Origin of the sequence: Dyadobacter koreensis, from assembly GCF_900108855.1 — a bacterium.
Lineage (GTDB): Bacteria > Bacteroidota > Bacteroidia > Cytophagales > Spirosomataceae > Dyadobacter > Dyadobacter koreensis.
Map to the genome: position 1 here is coordinate 39,844 of NZ_FNXY01000008.1, position 16,686 is coordinate 56,529.

The 16,686-nt window shown below is 41.3% G+C and carries 13 protein-coding genes; 2 read left to right on the plus strand and 11 right to left on the minus strand.

Annotation, left to right across the window (positions count from 1 at the left end; translation table 11 throughout):
- Positions 1–84 precede the first annotated feature (84 nt).
- The 7 genes from galU to atpA form a co-directional block, all read right to left on the minus strand.
- Complete coding sequence (galU, locus tag BMY70_RS23520) at positions 85–948, minus strand: UTP--glucose-1-phosphate uridylyltransferase GalU (protein WP_090338954.1); 864 nt, start codon at positions 946–948, stop codon at positions 85–87.
- Positions 949–1,056: 108 nt separating this feature from the next.
- Positions 1,057–2,052, minus strand: coding sequence for a mevalonate kinase family protein (locus tag BMY70_RS23525; RefSeq protein WP_090338957.1), 996 nt, complete (start codon positions 2,050–2,052; stop codon positions 1,057–1,059).
- A gap of 198 nt (positions 2,053–2,250) precedes the next feature.
- Positions 2,251–2,787: a YceI family protein gene (locus BMY70_RS23530; RefSeq protein WP_177197123.1), complete on the minus strand. Its 537-nt coding sequence runs from the start codon at positions 2,785–2,787 to the stop codon at positions 2,251–2,253.
- Between the two features lie 151 nt (positions 2,788–2,938).
- Positions 2,939–3,673, minus strand: coding sequence for an outer membrane lipoprotein-sorting protein (locus BMY70_RS23535; RefSeq protein WP_229209748.1), 735 nt, complete (start codon positions 3,671–3,673; stop codon positions 2,939–2,941).
- Positions 3,674–3,754: 81 nt separating this feature from the next.
- Positions 3,755–3,949 carry a hypothetical protein gene (locus BMY70_RS23540; RefSeq protein ID WP_090338962.1) on the minus strand — a complete coding sequence of 65 codons (195 nt, stop codon included), beginning with the start codon at positions 3,947–3,949 and terminating at the stop codon, positions 3,755–3,757.
- A 94-nt stretch (positions 3,950–4,043) separates the two neighbouring features.
- Positions 4,044–4,931, minus strand: a complete 888-nt coding sequence (atpG, locus tag BMY70_RS23545) for an ATP synthase F1 subunit gamma (protein ID WP_090338965.1) — start codon at positions 4,929–4,931, stop codon at positions 4,044–4,046.
- A gap of 95 nt (positions 4,932–5,026) precedes the next feature.
- Positions 5,027–6,601: a F0F1 ATP synthase subunit alpha gene (gene atpA, locus BMY70_RS23550; RefSeq protein WP_090338968.1), complete on the minus strand. Its 1,575-nt coding sequence runs from the start codon at positions 6,599–6,601 to the stop codon at positions 5,027–5,029.
- A 288-nt stretch (positions 6,602–6,889) separates the two neighbouring features.
- Between atpA and bamJ the strand changes: the two genes are divergently transcribed.
- Both bamJ and BMY70_RS23560 read left to right on the plus strand, forming a co-directional pair.
- The gene (gene bamJ, locus BMY70_RS23555; protein WP_090338970.1) at positions 6,890–7,648 is read left to right on the plus strand and encodes a BamJ family beta-barrel-assembly machinery protein; all 759 of its coding nucleotides are present in this window, start codon (positions 6,890–6,892) and stop codon (positions 7,646–7,648) included.
- Positions 7,649–7,665: 17 nt separating this feature from the next.
- On the plus strand, positions 7,666–9,783 hold the full coding sequence (locus BMY70_RS23560; protein WP_090338971.1) for a carboxy terminal-processing peptidase: 2,118 nt from the start codon (positions 7,666–7,668) through the stop codon (positions 9,781–9,783).
- A 103-nt stretch (positions 9,784–9,886) separates the two neighbouring features.
- On the opposite strand, the gene BMY70_RS23565 is transcribed toward BMY70_RS23560, so the two are convergent.
- From BMY70_RS23565 to BMY70_RS23580, 4 genes are all read right to left on the minus strand, one after another.
- Positions 9,887–11,329 (minus strand): TolC family protein, encoded by a 1,443-nt coding sequence (locus BMY70_RS23565; protein WP_090338973.1) that lies wholly within the window; start codon positions 11,327–11,329, stop codon positions 9,887–9,889.
- Between the two features lie 69 nt (positions 11,330–11,398).
- Positions 11,399–14,554: an efflux RND transporter permease subunit gene (locus BMY70_RS23570; protein WP_090338976.1), complete on the minus strand. Its 3,156-nt coding sequence runs from the start codon at positions 14,552–14,554 to the stop codon at positions 11,399–11,401.
- A gap of 28 nt (positions 14,555–14,582) precedes the next feature.
- Positions 14,583–15,734 (minus strand): efflux RND transporter periplasmic adaptor subunit, encoded by a 1,152-nt coding sequence (locus BMY70_RS23575; RefSeq protein ID WP_090338979.1) that lies wholly within the window; start codon positions 15,732–15,734, stop codon positions 14,583–14,585.
- A 211-nt stretch (positions 15,735–15,945) separates the two neighbouring features.
- Entirely contained in the window at positions 15,946–16,368 is a 423-nt protein-coding gene (locus BMY70_RS23580; protein WP_090338982.1) for a hypothetical protein, read from the minus strand.
- Positions 16,369–16,686: the final 318 nt, after the last annotated feature.

Sequence of the window (16,686 nt, forward strand, 5' to 3'; positions counted from 1 at the left end):
TAACAAAAAGCTGTATGGTTTTATAAAAAAGAGAAGTCGGACCCTGGGGCGACTTCTCTGCATTCGGATCAAAATATCTGAATCTTATTTATTCAAAAGATCAATCAGGAATTTTCTGAATGGCTCGGCAAATTCTTTTCGTTTAAGGGCAAACTCGACGGTTGTTTTAAGATAATCAAGTTTATCTCCAATGTCATGACGTTTGCCTTCGATGTGATGTGCGTAAATATTTTCACGCTTAAGAAGAAGCAATAATGAATCCGTTAACTGGATTTCGTTGTTTTTCCCTTTAGGCGTTTGCTCGATCGTATTGAAAATTTCCGGAGTTAAAATGTAACGTCCGGCAATGGCAAGGTTAGAAGGAGCAAGTTCGATAGCCGGTTTTTCCACCAACGTGCTTAATTCCAGAATCGTATCGCTCAAAGATGTTCCGCCGACAATTCCATAACGATTCACTTTGTTTGCAGGAACTTGTTCAACAGCAATTACTGATCCGCCATATTGTTCGTACGTATCCATTAACTGCTGCGTTACAGGAATTACCGAATCCATGATCGTGTCACCCAGTAAAACTGCAAACGGCTCGTTGCCAACATGATGACGGGCATAATAAATGGCGTCTCCCAGACCATTGGCTTCTTTCTGACGAACGAAATGAACATTGGCCATATCCGCCAGACGCCGCATCTCATTAAACCAGATCATGTCCTCTTTTTCTTCCAGGCGTGATTCCAGCTCGACGTTACGGTCGAAATGATCTTCAATGGCACGTTTGCCCTTCCCTGAAATAATTAAAATATCCTCAATTCCGGAATCAACCGCTTCCTGAACAACATATTGAATAGTAGGAATGTCAATAATCGGCAACATTTCCTTGGGCATCGATTTGGTTGCTGGCAAAAAACGGGTTCCAAGTCCGGCAGCAGGGATTACAGCTTTACGAATCATAAGTTTGGCTTTCGGCAGATGGCTTTTGCCGGTAGTTTAAGTTTTGAATATAGTTTAATAAAGTTTGAATCAGCTAATTGATGACAGTCGAAAGCCGACTGCCGATAGCTAAATCACAAACGGCTTGATCACCCTCGCATTATATTTTTTAAGTTTTACGAAAAGCTGATTCAGCATATCGTCGTCCTTATAAATCCCGATAATAGTTCCGCCTGAACCTGCAAATTTTGCCGAAGCACCGCAGGATCTTGCTTCGTTGATTAGCTTTTTATTGGAATCAGGAACGTTGTAAATCTGGCAGCGAAGATCAAAATTCTGGTTCATAAGTTCATGCAGATCGTCAGGGCGGCCTTCTTTTAGGGCGATGTGTGCGTCTTTGGCTTTCTGCGCAATTTGTCCGAGAACGTCTATTACATCTTGCTCCCCCCGATCAAACCGTGCGCGGACGTCACTGTGAACTTTACCTGAAACTTTACTAAGATTTGTATTGTAGGCCACGTACAGTTTAGGCAATAGCGCAGGATCAATTCGCTCATAAAGTCCGTATCCCTGATTTTGGATCAATGTTTTATCGAAATCCATATAAACGCAGCCTTCATAACACTGGATAACGCGATCCTGCAAACCAGCAGCGATACCAAGTTCTTCCGTTTCAGAAACCATGACCAGCTGCGGCAGGATTTCGATAGGAATTTCAACTTTATAGAACTGCATTAACGCTCTGAACAGGGCGACCACTATCGCACTTGAACCAGACATCCCGACCTGCCGCGGAATGGAAGAGCGATATCTTACAGTGAAATTCCGGTTTGGCAATTTAATATTATTGTCTTCACAATAGTCAGCAAATTTTTTAATGCCCGCTTTTATCAACGGAATTCCTCCGTTGTAGCCCAGCATGCTGACAGAATCGCGGAGGTGAAAAACACTCCGAAACGTACTTCCGTCCTGCGGCTCAGGTTCTATGTGCAGCTCAGGTGATTCGTATAGTGAAATGGATGCTCCGAAGTTGCGGACAGATATTGATATTGTTTTTCCAAAAAAACCATCAGAAGGATTTCCCAGCAGCCCGGCCCGGGCGTATGCGCGTGTTTCAATGATCAATGTAAATATTTTTTAACGTCAAAGTAGTAACCAATTGACGAGGCTTCGCGCCTTTGTCCCTTAAATTAATGCAATGCCCAATAACGTAAAATTTATCAAAGATCAGTGATTGTTATGGATATTTTCTTTTACAAAAAAAAACAGGCATACCAGATAAGCTCATTATCTGATATGCCCGAGCATAAATTTATCTGAAAATTAAGCTTGTTTTATCAACTGGATGTTAATAACCAATTTAATTTCGTCACCAACTACAACGCCACCTGCTTCCGTTGTAGCACTCCAGGTCAACCCAAATTCTTTACGGCTTATTTTGCCTGTAACTTCAAAACCTGCCTTACTCTGACCGTAAAAATCAGTCATAGCGCCACCATATTCTGCGTCTAAAACGACAGGATGTGTTACGCCTTTAATTGTCAAATCACCTTTAAGCTTGTAAGTTTCTTCACCTGTTTTTTCAAGACTTGTCGAAGTGAAAGTAAGTTTTGGGTAGCTTTCTGCGTCAAAGAAGTCGCCTGAACGAAGGTGTTCGTCACGTTGTGCCTGATTAGTATCAATGCTTGCAACATCAGCAGAAAAGTTAATGCTGGCTGTTGTCAAATCATCTCCGTCGGTTTCCGCAGTACCTTCAAAAGTTTTGAAAGAACCTGTTACTGTCGAGATTACAAGGTGTTTTACTTTAAATTGAATCTCTGAATGCGTTGGGTCAATAACCCATGATGTTTTTGCTGACATGATATCTATTTGTTTTATTTGTGTTTCTACATTTAATGTATATACATGTAAATATCAAAAAAAGTTTAATTATTGGCAAAAAAAATTCCCAATCTTTTTGGATTGAGAATTAAAGTATTGATAGTTAGATATTTACTCGCCAATAATCTTATTATTCTTTTGGCATAACGAAAATGGCTTCGTCAATTTTTGGATTTACTTGTAAAGATTTAATTTTCATAGCCATTGAGGTTCCTGGCATCGCGGAAGTTTCTACTTCGGAAGTGAAAGGATAAGTTACACCATCAACCTGCCTAAAGTCTGACTGGTTATTTGTTGACTGCACATCCTGCCCGTTCACGTTCATAAAAGCGACGACTTTTAAAATGTAGTAGGTATCTTTTGAGATGTAGTTCGTGCGTTTACCTCCGTTTTTTAAATTAGCAGTCACTTTAAAAACTTTTGCGCCAGCTAGGTCATCTTCGCCGTCAAGCGTTAATGTTTGACCTTTTTCTTTATAATTGTAAAGTCCGGTAAGATCGGTTTCAGCAGATAGCGATTTAACAACTTCTTCTGGCAAAGGTGTTGGCTTGGTCTGTCCGGCCATCGGATTGATCGACCATCCTTTGTCTTTGTCAATAACCTGAACGATCGTTTGCCCCTGAACTGTTGTTTCGCTTCGGAAGCCCCGGTCTTGTACGATTGTTGTTATCACCGGAATTTCCATATTCATGACATTCATTTCGCCGGTAATTTTTACACTTTTCAATTTTGACAATTTATCGGCGCCACCCATTGCGGTAACGTGCTTTGCTATAATTTCGTCAACGGTCTGGGCAAAAGCAGAAGTACATATCCCCGAGACGATCAGGAAAACAATCGACTTTAAAAACGTCCTATTTTGCATGTGAGCTTGTTTTGGTAGAAGTGTAAAACTAGGAAATATTACTTTAAAACCGAATTTGATAAGGGTTGGGCGGGTATTTTCTTATTTGAGTGTACAGGTTTTGTTTACCCGTCCGATGGCGGAAAAAGCCATTGGACGGGTCGCACGCTCCGTCGGGCGGCTTTTCAGCCGCCGACGGACAGGCAACATCTCAAAAGTCAGAATCTGTTTAATCAAACTTTGAATAAATAAGATTGCAGCGTTTTGCTCGCCGTCGGACGGATAGGCAAAGCGCATAACTCAAATTTGCTTAATCAAACCTTGAATAAAAAAAAGCGAACGAATCAAAGGATGATCCGCTCGCTTAAAATATATAAGTTCTTAAAACTAATTATGCACTTTTCAACGCTTCTGCACCACCAACAATTTCCAAAATCTCTGTTGTAATGGCTGCCTGACGCGTACGGTTATAAACCAATTTCAACGCTTTCAAAAGTTCCTGAGCATTTTCAGTCGCTTTGTCCATCGCCGTCATACGAGCACCTTGTTCGGAAGCATTTGATTCAAGAACGGCGCGGTATAACTTAATCTTTAACGATTTTGGAATTAATTCTGCAAGAATTTCCTCTTCGTTTGGTTCAAATATATAGTTAACCTCCGGAGCTTTTACTTGTTGTGTTGTAGTATCAGCTACGATCGGTAAAAATGGATCTGTATGGATAATTTGTGTTGCAACGTTTTTAAATTCGTTGAAGACAAGATCAACAACATCATAACGACCTTCTGAAAAGTCTTTCATGATTTGTTCAGCTGCTTCTTTAACGTTAACAAATTTAAGTCTTGTAAAAAGATCAGTGTAGCCTGTGTTCACTTTAAAACCTCTGCGAACGAAAGCCTCTGCACCTTTTTTACCGATTGCAAAAATCTCAACATTTCCTCTGCTCGCCTGCACCGAATATTTTTCATTGATCAGTTGCAAGGTTGCCTTAATAATATTGGTATTGAAAGCTCCGCATAGTCCACGATCGGAAGTAACGACAACGATCAATACTTTGTCAATCGCACGAACATCTTTCAATGGGCTATCCACTGAACTTTCTGAACCTGCCGACACTGTCGAAAGCATTTGACCTAGCTTTTGGGCATAGGGACGCATTTGCAGGATATTGTCCTGAGCTCTGCGCAATTTAGCAGCCGCAACCATCTTCATGGCCTTGGTGATCTGCTGGGTGGAATTAACCGAAACGATCCGGTTACGTACTTCTTTTAAGCTTGCCATCTTAGGGAAATTAAATGCGGTCCGCCTGAGGTAATCAATAAGTGAAAAATTAAAAACAGGTTACTGCTCCTAATTTTTCACTTATAGCTTCTCTATTAATATTTAGCTGAAAGTTCTTTCGCTACTTTGTCAAGAACATCCGTGATGCTGTTGTCAAGTTTACCTGCACGCAAAGCCGCAAGGGTTTCGCTATACTGAGCAGAAAGAATAGTAAGGAATTCTTTATCGAATTGTTTTACCTTATCAACAGGAACTCTATCCAGCAAACCTTTCGTAGATGCATAAACAGTAGCCACTTGTTGTTCAACTGGTACCGGAGCATACTGAGGTTGTTTCAAAACTTCCTGGTTACGGCGTCCACGATCAATCGCAAGTTTTGTAGAAGCATCAAGATCCGAACCGAATTTTGCAAAAGCTTCCAATTCACGGAATTGAGCCTGGTCAAGTTTTAACGTACCTGATACCTTTTTCATCGACTTGATCTGAGCGTTACCACCCACACGTGATACCGAGATACCTACGTTGATCGCAGGACGGATACCTGAGTTGAACAAGTTTGATTCAAGGAATATCTGTCCGTCAGTAATTGAAATTACGTTCGTCGGGATATAGGCAGAAACGTCACCAGCTTGTGTTTCAATGATTGGAAGTGCAGTCAATGAACCACCACCTTTAACTTTTCCAATCAGAGAAGGAGGAAGGTCATTCATGTTTGCAGCGATCGCATCATCATTGATGATTTTTGCAGCTCTTTCCAACAAACGGCTGTGAAGATAGAATACGTCACCTGGATAAGCTTCACGTCCCGGAGGGCGACGAAGTAGCAAGGAAACTTCACGGTAAGAAACTGCTTGTTTTGAAAGATCATCATAAACAATAAGTGCAGGACGTCCGGTATCACGGAAATATTCACCGATCGCAGCACCTGTAAAGGGAGCATAGAATTGCATCGGAGAAGGATCAGATGCACCGGCTGCTACGATTACCGTATAATCCATTGCACCATAACGACGAAGTGTAGCTTCGATACCTTTGATAGTTGAAGCCTTCTGGCCACAAGCTACGTAGATACAGAATACAGGCTCGCCTTTATCGTAATATTCTCTTTGATTGATGATTGTATCAATAGCAACAGCCGTCTTTCCAGTCTGGCGGTCACCGATAATCAACTCACGTTGTCCACGTCCGATCGGAATCATCGCATCGATTGCTTTGATACCAGTCTGAAGAGGCTCGGTTACTGGCTGACGGAAAATAACACCTGGTGCTTTACGCTCAAGTGGCATTTCAAAAAGTTCTCCTTGCAGAGGACCCATACCGTCGATTGGTTCAGCCAACGTGTTAACAACACGGCCAACAATACCATCACCAACTCTCACTGAAGCGATCTCCTTCGTACGCTTCACTGTGTCGCCTTCTTTGATCTCACTTGAATCACCAAGCAAAACGGCTCCAACATTATCTTCCTCGAGGTTAAGTGCGAGGGCCTTTAAGCCATTCTCGAAAACAAGCAGCTCACCCGCCTGTACTTCAGAAAGGCCATAAATGCGGGCAACACCGTCACCAACTTGAAGGACTGTTCCTACTTCTTCGAGTTCTGCTTCAGATTTAGCGCCTGCAAGTTGTTCGCGCAGGATGGCCGAAACTTCGTCCGGTCTAACAGATACCATAGTATAATTGACTTATTTAGAGTATAGTAGTAAGTTTTTGAAATCAGCCGCAAATGTAGGGTTTATTTGTTAAATAAAGAATACTTCACCTAAAAAACTGCTGTATGAAAATTAGATTTTTCCAAGTTTACTACTCTATGCTATTACAGAGGCGTAAAAATATGGAATTTCAGGCATTTAAAAGGTTTTTAAAACTTTTTTAGGTACTAATTGTGTTTTTGTTGTAATTGAGTTCGTTAATAACTATTACTTATCAAAAATTTAATTTTCTGACCATCCTTAAGTAGAATGTACAAATTAGAAAAAACCATTTTAACCTCTGTATTATGTATCGGTTTAGCTGCATCACAAGGGTTTGCACAAGCGCCTAAAAAAGTAACCAAACCAGCAGCGGCAGTAAAAAAGACCACAGCCACAGCATCAAAGGCAGTACCTTCGTCAAATGTACTGAAGAATCAGATGGATTCACTATCAGCGGCGATCGGTGTAAGTTTTTCCAACTCACTGTCGTCTCAGGGAATTACTGGAATCAATACAGAAATTCTGAACAAAACCATTGCAGCATCGCTTAAAGGAGAGAAAACAACTTTTACTTCTGAGGAAGCAAATAAATTTATTGGTGAGTATTTTCAAAAATTAACTGAAGAAAAAGGAGCTGTGGTAAAAATAGAAGGAGAAAAGTTTTTGGAAGAAAACAAGAAAAAGTCAGGTGTTACAACAACTGAGAGCGGATTGCAGTATTCTGTAATCAAAATGGGGGACGGTCCTAAACCGACTGCAACCGATAAAGTAAAAACCCATTACCACGGCACTTTGACCAATGGAACAGTTTTTGACAGTTCGGTTGATCGTGGCGAGCCGGTTGAGTTTCCGGTTAATGGTGTTATAAAAGGATGGACAGAAGCGTTGCAGCTTATGCCGGTTGGTTCGAAATGGAAATTATATATTCCTTATTCACTGGCTTATGGCGAACGTGCAGCAGGTCCTCAGATTCCAGCTTATTCAGCTTTAGTTTTTGAAGTTGAATTATTAGAGATTGTTAAATAATTAACAAAATTCGACGAATGAAAAAGTACCTAATCACTCTTATTCCTGTTGTATTACTTGGCTGGCAGCGAGGTCCGGTACAGCAAAATGCAATCGTCACCACGGAAACTTCGCTATCGGAGGATATCAAACCGACTGCGGGTCAGTATAAGGCAGAGGAACTTTCGAGCCGGATACTATCAAATTATCACTATCGCAAAACGAAGCTGAATGATTCATTATCGTCAGCGATTTTTGACAAGTATATTGATGGTATCGATCATGGCCGGTTGTATTTCCTGGCCTCCGACATGGCGGAATTCGAAAAGTACAGGTACTCTTTCGACGACTTTTTACAAAAAAGAGAGCTGGATGTTCCGTTTAATATGTATAACCTTTTCAGAAAGCGTTATCAGGAAAGAAGCGAATATATTCAGACACTTTTGAAAACGCCGAAGCCGTTTGACTATACCGTTGATGAAACGTTAAACACTGACCGCGAAAAAGTGGCCTGGGCAAAATCGAACGACGAGCTGAACGATACCTGGAGAAAGTATCTGAAAAGCGAAGCGCTCGATCTGAAACTTGCCGGAAAAGCGGATTCATCGGTGGTAAAAACAATGAGCGATCGATATAAAAATCGTGACCGCGGTCTTAGCCGTATCCGTACGGAACAGGTTTTTCAGATGTTTATGAATGCGTATGCGGAATCACTTGATCCCCATACAAGTTATATGGCGCCAACTTCTGCTGATCGTTTCAAACAGGAAATGAGCCAGTCAGTTGAAGGTATCGGTGCGTTACTTCGTGAGGAAGATAATTATATCAAAATTGTTGAAGTAATTCCTGGCGGACCTGCATTTAAAGGAAAACAGCTTAAAAAGGAAGATAAAATTATTGGTGTTGCCCAAGGTGACGACGGCAAATTTGTTGACCTGGTTGGCTGGTTTGTAGACGACGCCGTGAAGCTTATCAAGGGAACAAAAGGCACAGTTGTTCGTTTGCAGGTGTTGTCGGCAGATGCTTTATCAAGTACTCCTCCAAAGGAAATAAGACTGGTTCGTGAAAAAATCAAACTGGAAGATTCACGTGCAAAAAAGGAGATTGTTTCTGTTAATACCGGAAACAAAGATTACAAAATAGGTGTGATCGATATTCCATTATTTTATCGTGACTTCGAAGGAGCCCAGCAAAAAGAAAAAGAATTCTCGAGCACAACGCGTGATGTTCAGAAACTGATTACTGAACTGCAGGCTGAAAGTGTGGACGGAATTGTAATCGATTTACGTAATAATGGAGGTGGTTCATTGACGGAGGCTGTTTCGTTGACAGGTTTATTTATCAATAAAGGTCCGGTTGTTCAGGTAAAAGAGGGTCAGGGTGATATTCAGGTCGAAACTGATAATGACCCAATGATAGCTTACAATGGTCCGATGGCTGTTATGGTGAACCGTTTCAGTGCATCAGCTTCTGAAATTTTTGCAGCTGCGATTCAGGATTACAAACGTGGAATCATTGTTGGGGAACAAACTTATGGTAAAGGAACGGTTCAGACTTTGATCGATCTTAATCAGTGGGCTCCAAAAGAAACAGATCAGCTTGGCCAGGTGAAACTCACAGTTGCGAAGTTCTACCGTATCAACGGAAGCAGTACGCAGCTGAAAGGTGTTATGCCTGATCTCGAATTACCGTCAGCGTTTAAAGTGAATGAATATGGTGAAGGATCACAGCCAAGTGCATTGCCTTGGGATCAGATTGCTTCTTCCAAATACGAAAGTGCCAATAACATTAATGACAAGATTGTTGGCCAGCTTAAAGACAAGTATAAGCAACGTCTAAAATCGGATGAAGAATTGAAAACGTTGGTCAAAACGCTGGACGAATTTAAAAAGGCACGGGAGAATAAAATTGTTTCTTTGCAGGAAGCAAAACGCAAAGTGGAGCGCGACGAAGCAGAAAAGAAACGTGCGGCTTTGAAACAACTTGGCGAAGATGCGGAAGATGAAGACGAAGATGCAGACCCGAAAGTTGCGACAGAAGCACCGAAAGATGCTAAAAAGAAAAAGGATATCTACATTACGGAAACAGGCCGTATGCTTGCTGACTTGATCGTTATTTCGAAAGAGCCGAGTTTAGCAGGAGCTAAGAAAAAGTAAGTTAGATTTCAGACATAAAAAATGGACAGCCGGTTTGCACCAGCTGTCCATTTTTTATGTCTGAAATTGTAAGGTCGGTGATGGTTTAAAAAGATTATTGTCATTATTCCCATCCGCCTCCAAGCGAACGGTATAACTCTATTAACGCAAGATGCTGATCCTTCTGGACTTCTGTCAATGCTAATTCAGCTTCCAAAACATTTTTTTGTGCCGTTATAATTTCCAGATATGTGGCATAACCGGTCAGGAAAAGATCCCTTGAAGTCGCAACAGCTTGTTGTAAAACGTCAACTTCTTGTTTTTTGAAATCTGAGATTTTTTTCGTGTTCTCTATCTTTTTCAGACTGGTGCTTACTTCCTGAAAACCGGTAAGAATTGCTTTGTTATAAGAATAAAGTGACTCAATACTGGCCGCCTCGAATCTTTTTTGGCCAGCTTTCAGTGCTTTTCTATTGAAGATGGGAGCGGCCAGCCCTCCCAGTGCGTTATACGCAATTGAACCAGGATTGAACAATAATGAGCTTTTAAACGCGTTGAAACCTAACATGGCAGTAATATTAAGTGAAGGAAGAAAAGCTAATCTGGCAGCTTGTAAATCTGCATTGTTTGCCAGCAAATCTAATTCAGCCTGTTGAATGTCAGGGCGTCTGATAAGCATTCTCGACGGGATACCTGTCTGAACGCGGTCGGGTAAATTGTCATTCAAATTACCTTGTCTCTGGATTCTTTGTGGAAAACGCCCAAGTAGTAAGTTCAGGTTGTTTTCTGCTTCAACAATGCGCTGATTGATCTGGATTTCAAGACTCTGAGTATTTAATAGCTGTGCAGTAAATTGTCTGACTCCTAACTCATTCGCGCGGCCGCCTTCTTTTTGGATTTTAATATTTTCAACAGCAGATTGTTGCAATGAGATGTTTTTCTTGATAATCGCAAGCTCAGAATCCATTCCCAGCAACTCATAATATAGACTTGAAACCTGTGCAATCAAGCTTGTCGTAACCAGATGTTTTCCTTTTTCGGAGGCCAGAAAACGGGTATATGCAGCTTTACGTTGTGTTCTCAATTTTCCCCAGATATCCACTTCCCAGGTACTGCGAAAGCCAGCGAAATAATCAGGCATAAATGGAGCTGGAAGCCTTCTGTCGGCATCAATATTTTCAGAAAAATTCGTATCGTAATTCCCGACGCCGTCCATGGTATAATCTCCAAACTTCCTTCCACCACCAGAAACTTCCGCGCCAACTGCCGGAAGTAATGCCCCTTTTGCCAGCATCACATTGGAACGAGCCATTTCGATACGCTGAACGGCAATCTTCAAGTCAGGATTGTTCATTAAAGCGGTATCGATCAATGCGGTCAGGTTTGGATCTTTGAAAAACGATTTCCATTGCATAGAACCGATACCGGTCGAATCATTTTGATTTTCAAAAGCCTCCGGCGTTCGGATCGCCGCAGACTGTTTTATGGGCTGCATCATTTTACATCCGCTGACTAATAGCAAGGCTGCAACCGGAAGGGTTTTACAAAGTGTTTTATATGTTTTCATTAAATCAATGCAGTTAGTAGAAATAGGCAGCCGTGAATAGTCACGACTGCCGTTATTTTAGGCGGAATCTCAGTGGAGCAGAACTTCTTCTTTTTCCATTTTAGGCGCAGAAGGCTTTTTTGGAAGGGCCAATGTTGCAAATAAAACATAAAGACCAGGTATGATGATTACTCCGAAAAGCGTCCCTATCAACATCCCCCCTGCGGCCGCTGTTCCGATCGACCGGTTTCCTAATGCACCCGCACCGGAAGCGATACAAAGTGGGATAAGTCCTGCAATGAAGGCGAAAGATGTCATTAAAATAGGACGTAATCTTTCTGTTGCTCCTTCCAGAGCGGCATCAAAAACAGTTCGTCCTTCTTTTTGGCGAAGAATGGCATATTCAACAATAAGAATCGCATTTTTCCCCAATAGACCGATCAGCATGACCAGAGAAACCTGCGCATAAATATTATTTTCCAGACCCAGAAGTTTGAGTGAGAGAAAAGCGCCAAATATCCCCGTAGGCAAAGAGAGTATTACTGGAAGCGGAAGCAGAAAGCTTTCGTATTGCGCAGCGAGCAGCAGGTAAACAAAGAGAAGACATATACCAAAAATATACATCGCCTGATCACCCGACAGGATTTCTTCCCTGGTCATCCCTGACCATTCATATGAAAACCCTTTGGGAAGTTTTTCTTTTGCCACACGTTCTACCGCCCTGATAGCATCTCCGCTACTGAACCCCGGAGCAGCATCACCATTGATCATTGCGGATGTATACATATTATAGCGCGTCAGTAATTCTGGTCCGTAAACCCTTTCAAGACGTATGAAAGTTGAAAAGGGAACCATTTCACCACGGTTATTTTTAACATACAACTTCAAAATATCTTCCGGACTTCTGCGGAAACTTGGATCTGCCTGTACCATAACCTTGTACATCTGTCCAAACCGGATGAAGTTGGAAGCATACAAGCTACCGATCAAGGTTTGGAGTGTGCTCATAGCGGCATCAACAGAAACTCCTTTTTTGGAAGCAATATCAGCATCCACATGAATCATGTATTGCGGAAAGCTTGCATCAAAACTGCTGAACGCACTTGATATTTCAGGAGTGGCCATTAATTCTTTAACAAATTCATTTGTGACACTGGCAGTTTTTTGAAGATCATCACTGCCAGTCCTATCCTGGACACGAAGTTCAAATCCACTTGAATTACCAAATCCAGGAACCGTTGGAGGAGGGAAAAACTCTATTTTTGCATCTGTGATATGCTTTGTTTTCTGCTCCATTTCAGCAATGATGTCTTTCACTGATTCTTTGCGTTGATCCCAGGCTTTAAGGTTAATCATTGCCATACCATAAGATGATCCGGCAGATTCAGTAATCAAGCTATACCCTGAAAGGGATGATACCGATTCCACAGGTTCCAGTGACTCCGCTACTTTCTGTATTTCATCCAGAACAGCTTCCGTTCTTTCAACCGTGGCGGCAACCGGCGTTGTCACATTCACGTTAATTACACCTTGATCTTCCGTAGGAATGAACCCACTTGGAAGGATCGCGCTGATGCCATAAGTTCCGATACAAAATGCGATCAGCAAGCCAATTGTAATCATTCTACGGCCGATAATGAAGGAAAGCAGTTTTTGGTATTTGTTTGAAATACCATTATAGCCATTATTAAAACCTTTAAAAAACCGGTCAAGAGGGGTATTTTTTGACGGCTGCCCATGTGTATTTTTGAGCATTATTGCGCAAAGAGCAGGTGTAAGGGTTAATGCGTTGATACCGGAAATTACAATCGAAATCGCCAGGGTGATCGAAAACTGCCGGTAAAATATTCCAACGGGACCTGACATAAACGCTACCGGAACAAACACTGCTGACATCACGAGTGTAATTGCAATAATTGCCCCGCTCATTTCTTTCATTGATTCGAGGGTTGCTTCTCTGGCATCCAGATGTTTTTCAGCCATTTTTGCATGGACGGCCTCGACGACGACGATGGCATTATCGACCACAATACCGATCGCTAGTACCAAAGCAAACAGCGTAAGCAAGTTAATCGAAAAGCCGAAAAGCTGCATAAATGCAAATGTACCGATCAAAGCCACCGGGACAGCTAAGGCAGGAATAAGCGTTGAACGGAAATCCTGCAAGAACAGATAAACAATGATGATCACAAGAATAAATGCTTCAATCAATGTGCGAACCACTTCATGAATAGATGCATCGAGGAAGCGAGACACGTCATAAGAAACAAAGTAGTCCATCCCGGGCGGGAAACTTGTGCCTTTTAATTCTGCTACTTTGCTTTTGATATTTCTGATAACATCCTGCGCATTTGAGCCCGGACGCTGTTTGATCATGATCGATGCCGACGGTTTTCCGTTGGACTTGGAAGCCATATCATACTCCAGTGTTCCAAATTCGATATCTGCAACATCTTTTAGTTTAAGCATCGAACCGTCCGGATTGGACCGCAGAACAATATTTTCGTATTGAACCGGTTCAAACAATTTCCCGGTATATTTTAAAACATATTGCAAAACCTGTGTTTCGCGGCCAGAAGCTACGCCTGTTTTTCCAGGTGCCGCAACCACATTTTGATCGCGTATTGCCTTTACAACTTCATCGGCCGACACGTTGTAAGTATTCATTCGATCGGGTTTCAGCCACACACGCATGGAGTAATCCTTACTTCCCATAATCTGTGCACGACCTACGCCGTCAATCCTTTTCAACTCTTTTAAAATATTTATATCGGCGAAATTATATACAAAGTCTTCACCAACTGTGGTATCTGTGCTCATAATATCGAGATACATGAGCATACTATTGACCTCTTTTTCAGTGGTAACACCAGCTTTAATTACTTCTTCCGGGAGTTCGTCAATAACCGTTTGCACACGGTTTTGCACGTTGACTGCGGCAAGATCGGGGTCTACGCCTACGTTAAACGAAATGGTAATGGTCGTCACGCCGTCGTTTCCGGAGACACTGGTCATGTACGTCATGCCAGGTACACCGTTAATGGCTTTTTCCAAGGGAACTGCAACAGCGTCGACGCAAACTTCCGAGTTTGCCCCTGTATAAGTGGCTGTTACGACAACAGAAGGCGGAACAATATCGGGGAATTGAGAAACAGGTAGTCCGGTGAAAGCCAGAATCCCCATCAGCGTTATGAAAATAGAAATTACCAGCGACAGTACCGGTCGCTCTATAAATTTTTGAAACATGATTTAAAATTCAGGTGGGCGTTTGATTTTATCGCGCTGTAAGCTCGATTTTGTTCGTTTCGGTTTTGACAGAATCCAGAAGTATTGTTTTTGGATTAATCGTAACGCCATCCTTCAATCCCTGAAGTCCCTCGCAAACGATTGTTTCTCCCGGCTCTAATCCCGACTTTACAATATAGTATCCTGAAAGTCTCGATTTTGGGACAAAGCTTCTGGTTTTTATTTTATTGTCTTTGCCCAAAACGTAAACAAAGTTTTTATCCTGAATTTCAAAAGCAGCTTTTTGAGGAATTAAAATGGCATTCTCAACGGTATTGGTCAACCTGATCGTGCCTGTAGATCCGTGTTTCAATAATTTTTCAGGATTTGTAAAACGTGCCCTGAAAGCAATAGATCCGGTACCTTCGTCGAAAGCGCCCTCCATGGTTTCAATAATTCCTTTATGTTTGAAAAAAGAACCATCTGCCAGTTCAAGCTCTACAATCGTGTTATTATTAGAGGCAGATCCCCGTGCCCGGGTGTATTCGAGGTATTCGTTTTCTGAGACATTAAAATAAGCAAATACATTTTTAGTATCAGAAAGCGTGGTAAGCAAGGTGCCTTCGTTGATCAAACTGCCTGTTTTGTAAGGAAGTCTGTCGATAACGCCATCGAATGGCGCCTTGATCTCTGTTTGTGCCAGATGCAGCGCTGCTGTCGATCGTTCCGATTTTGCTTCTTCAATTTTAGCGTTTGCAGCTGCGAGTTTTGCCTGTGCAACCTCTAGCTCGGTTTTTGAAATGACATTTTTTTCAACAAGTAATTTAACACGTTTCAGTTCAAGTTCTGCGCCCTTGGCATCAGCGTCGGCACTTTGCAGATTAGCCTTTGCTTTGGCAAGGCCGGATTCGTATTCTGCGCTGTTGATGCGAAACAGTATCTGCCCTTTTTTTACTTCTTTGCCTTCATCAACATAAACCTGCTCGAGGTAACCTTTAACTCTGGCATATATTTCCACATTTCTGACAGCATGAATATCACTAACATATTCCCTGTGAAGATCGGTTTTCTGAGATTTCAATTCTGTGACAGGAATTGTCAAAATAGAATCTTTGAGTTCTGTGGAGTCTTTGCTTTGTGTAGAACAAGCCGTCGCGAAAAGGCTTATTCCTAACAGAAAAGACCAGTTATAATTTTTCATGATGAGTAAGTAAGTAATTGAAATTTAATATTTTAAAGTGTATGAATAGAACTTTGGCACATGGTGATACATCCAAATGTGACCCATTAGGATGTATATTGTTATCAGCAAACATGAATGCATGCAGCAAAAAGCAGGCATTTGGTGTCTGTCAATTAATTCAAAAAATCTGTGCGGCTAGAATAATGTGGCAGAATGCCGGAATTGTCTGTTAAAACGGACAAAGTCGATGAAGGAAGTTGTAATAGTCTGGCAAGGTAAGTAACCCCTCAATGGAGCCGATGACTTGCTTGGTATAATGTTTTACAACTGATTTTAAAGAAAAATGGAAGTATTCCGAGGGAACAGTTTCGAAGCTGATAAACCGGTAGCTTGATGTCCGGTGACGTAATAAGTGCGTTAAACTTTCCTTCCATTCGAATTCATCAGCCTTAACGAATGTCTGGCGTTGACAAATTGAATCATCAATTTCAATTTCTTCTTCTTCGTCTTCCAGATAGTAGGAATTATTGAAGGGAGACAAGAACTTTATTCCGAAATTAGACCTGCATGACGCTTCCGCCTGTCCGGAAAACAGTGCCGAGGCAAGAATTTGCCCAATGCAAAAAAACAATATGAAAGTTCTTTTAAGCATGGTGCTGATTAAAGTTCAAAACATTAAAAATTCATATTTTTATAATGAATTCAAGAATGATTGGAATTATATAATTGAATATGCAATACTGTGCTCCAATTATTCAAATATAACAATTCAAATTTTATAACCAAATTTTCGGGAATGTTAACAACTGTTAACCAAATCTAATATTTTTCTAATTAAGCTTATAAGTTATTGATTATTAATATATTTAAATAGTCCGAACATCAATATTTCAATTGTCTCTTCATTTAAGGCTGTTTTTTGTACAGATGTGATTGTCTTCTGAAAAATGTATTTTAAGGCGTTTAAAAA

What these genes read in the sequence shown, in the direction of transcription:
- atpA (WP_090338968.1), bottom strand. Translation starts at nt 6,601, where the DNA reads ATGGTATCTGTTAGACCGGACGAAGTTTCGGCCATCCTGCGCGAACAA.
- BMY70_RS23530 (WP_177197123.1), bottom strand. Translation starts at nt 2,787, where the DNA reads ATGTCAGCAAAAACATCATGGGTTATTGACCCAACGCATTCAGAGATT.
- BMY70_RS23570 (WP_090338976.1), bottom strand. Translation starts at nt 14,554, where the DNA reads ATGTTTCAAAAATTTATAGAGCGACCGGTACTGTCGCTGGTAATTTCT.
- BMY70_RS23565 (WP_090338973.1), bottom strand. Translation starts at nt 11,329, where the DNA reads ATGAAAACATATAAAACACTTTGTAAAACCCTTCCGGTTGCAGCCTTG.
- BMY70_RS23580 (WP_090338982.1), bottom strand. Translation starts at nt 16,368, where the DNA reads ATGCTTAAAAGAACTTTCATATTGTTTTTTTGCATTGGGCAAATTCTT.
- bamJ (WP_090338970.1), top strand. Translation starts at nt 6,890, where the DNA reads ATGTACAAATTAGAAAAAACCATTTTAACCTCTGTATTATGTATCGGT.
- atpG (WP_090338965.1), bottom strand. Translation starts at nt 4,931, where the DNA reads ATGGCAAGCTTAAAAGAAGTACGTAACCGGATCGTTTCGGTTAATTCC.
- BMY70_RS23535 (WP_229209748.1), bottom strand. Translation starts at nt 3,673, where the DNA reads ATGCAAAATAGGACGTTTTTAAAGTCGATTGTTTTCCTGATCGTCTCG.
- BMY70_RS23540 (WP_090338962.1), bottom strand. Translation starts at nt 3,949, where the DNA reads ATGCGCTTTGCCTATCCGTCCGACGGCGAGCAAAACGCTGCAATCTTA.
- BMY70_RS23560 (WP_090338971.1), top strand. Translation starts at nt 7,666, where the DNA reads ATGAAAAAGTACCTAATCACTCTTATTCCTGTTGTATTACTTGGCTGG.
- galU (WP_090338954.1), bottom strand. Translation starts at nt 948, where the DNA reads ATGATTCGTAAAGCTGTAATCCCTGCTGCCGGACTTGGAACCCGTTTT.
- BMY70_RS23575 (WP_090338979.1), bottom strand. Translation starts at nt 15,734, where the DNA reads ATGAAAAATTATAACTGGTCTTTTCTGTTAGGAATAAGCCTTTTCGCG.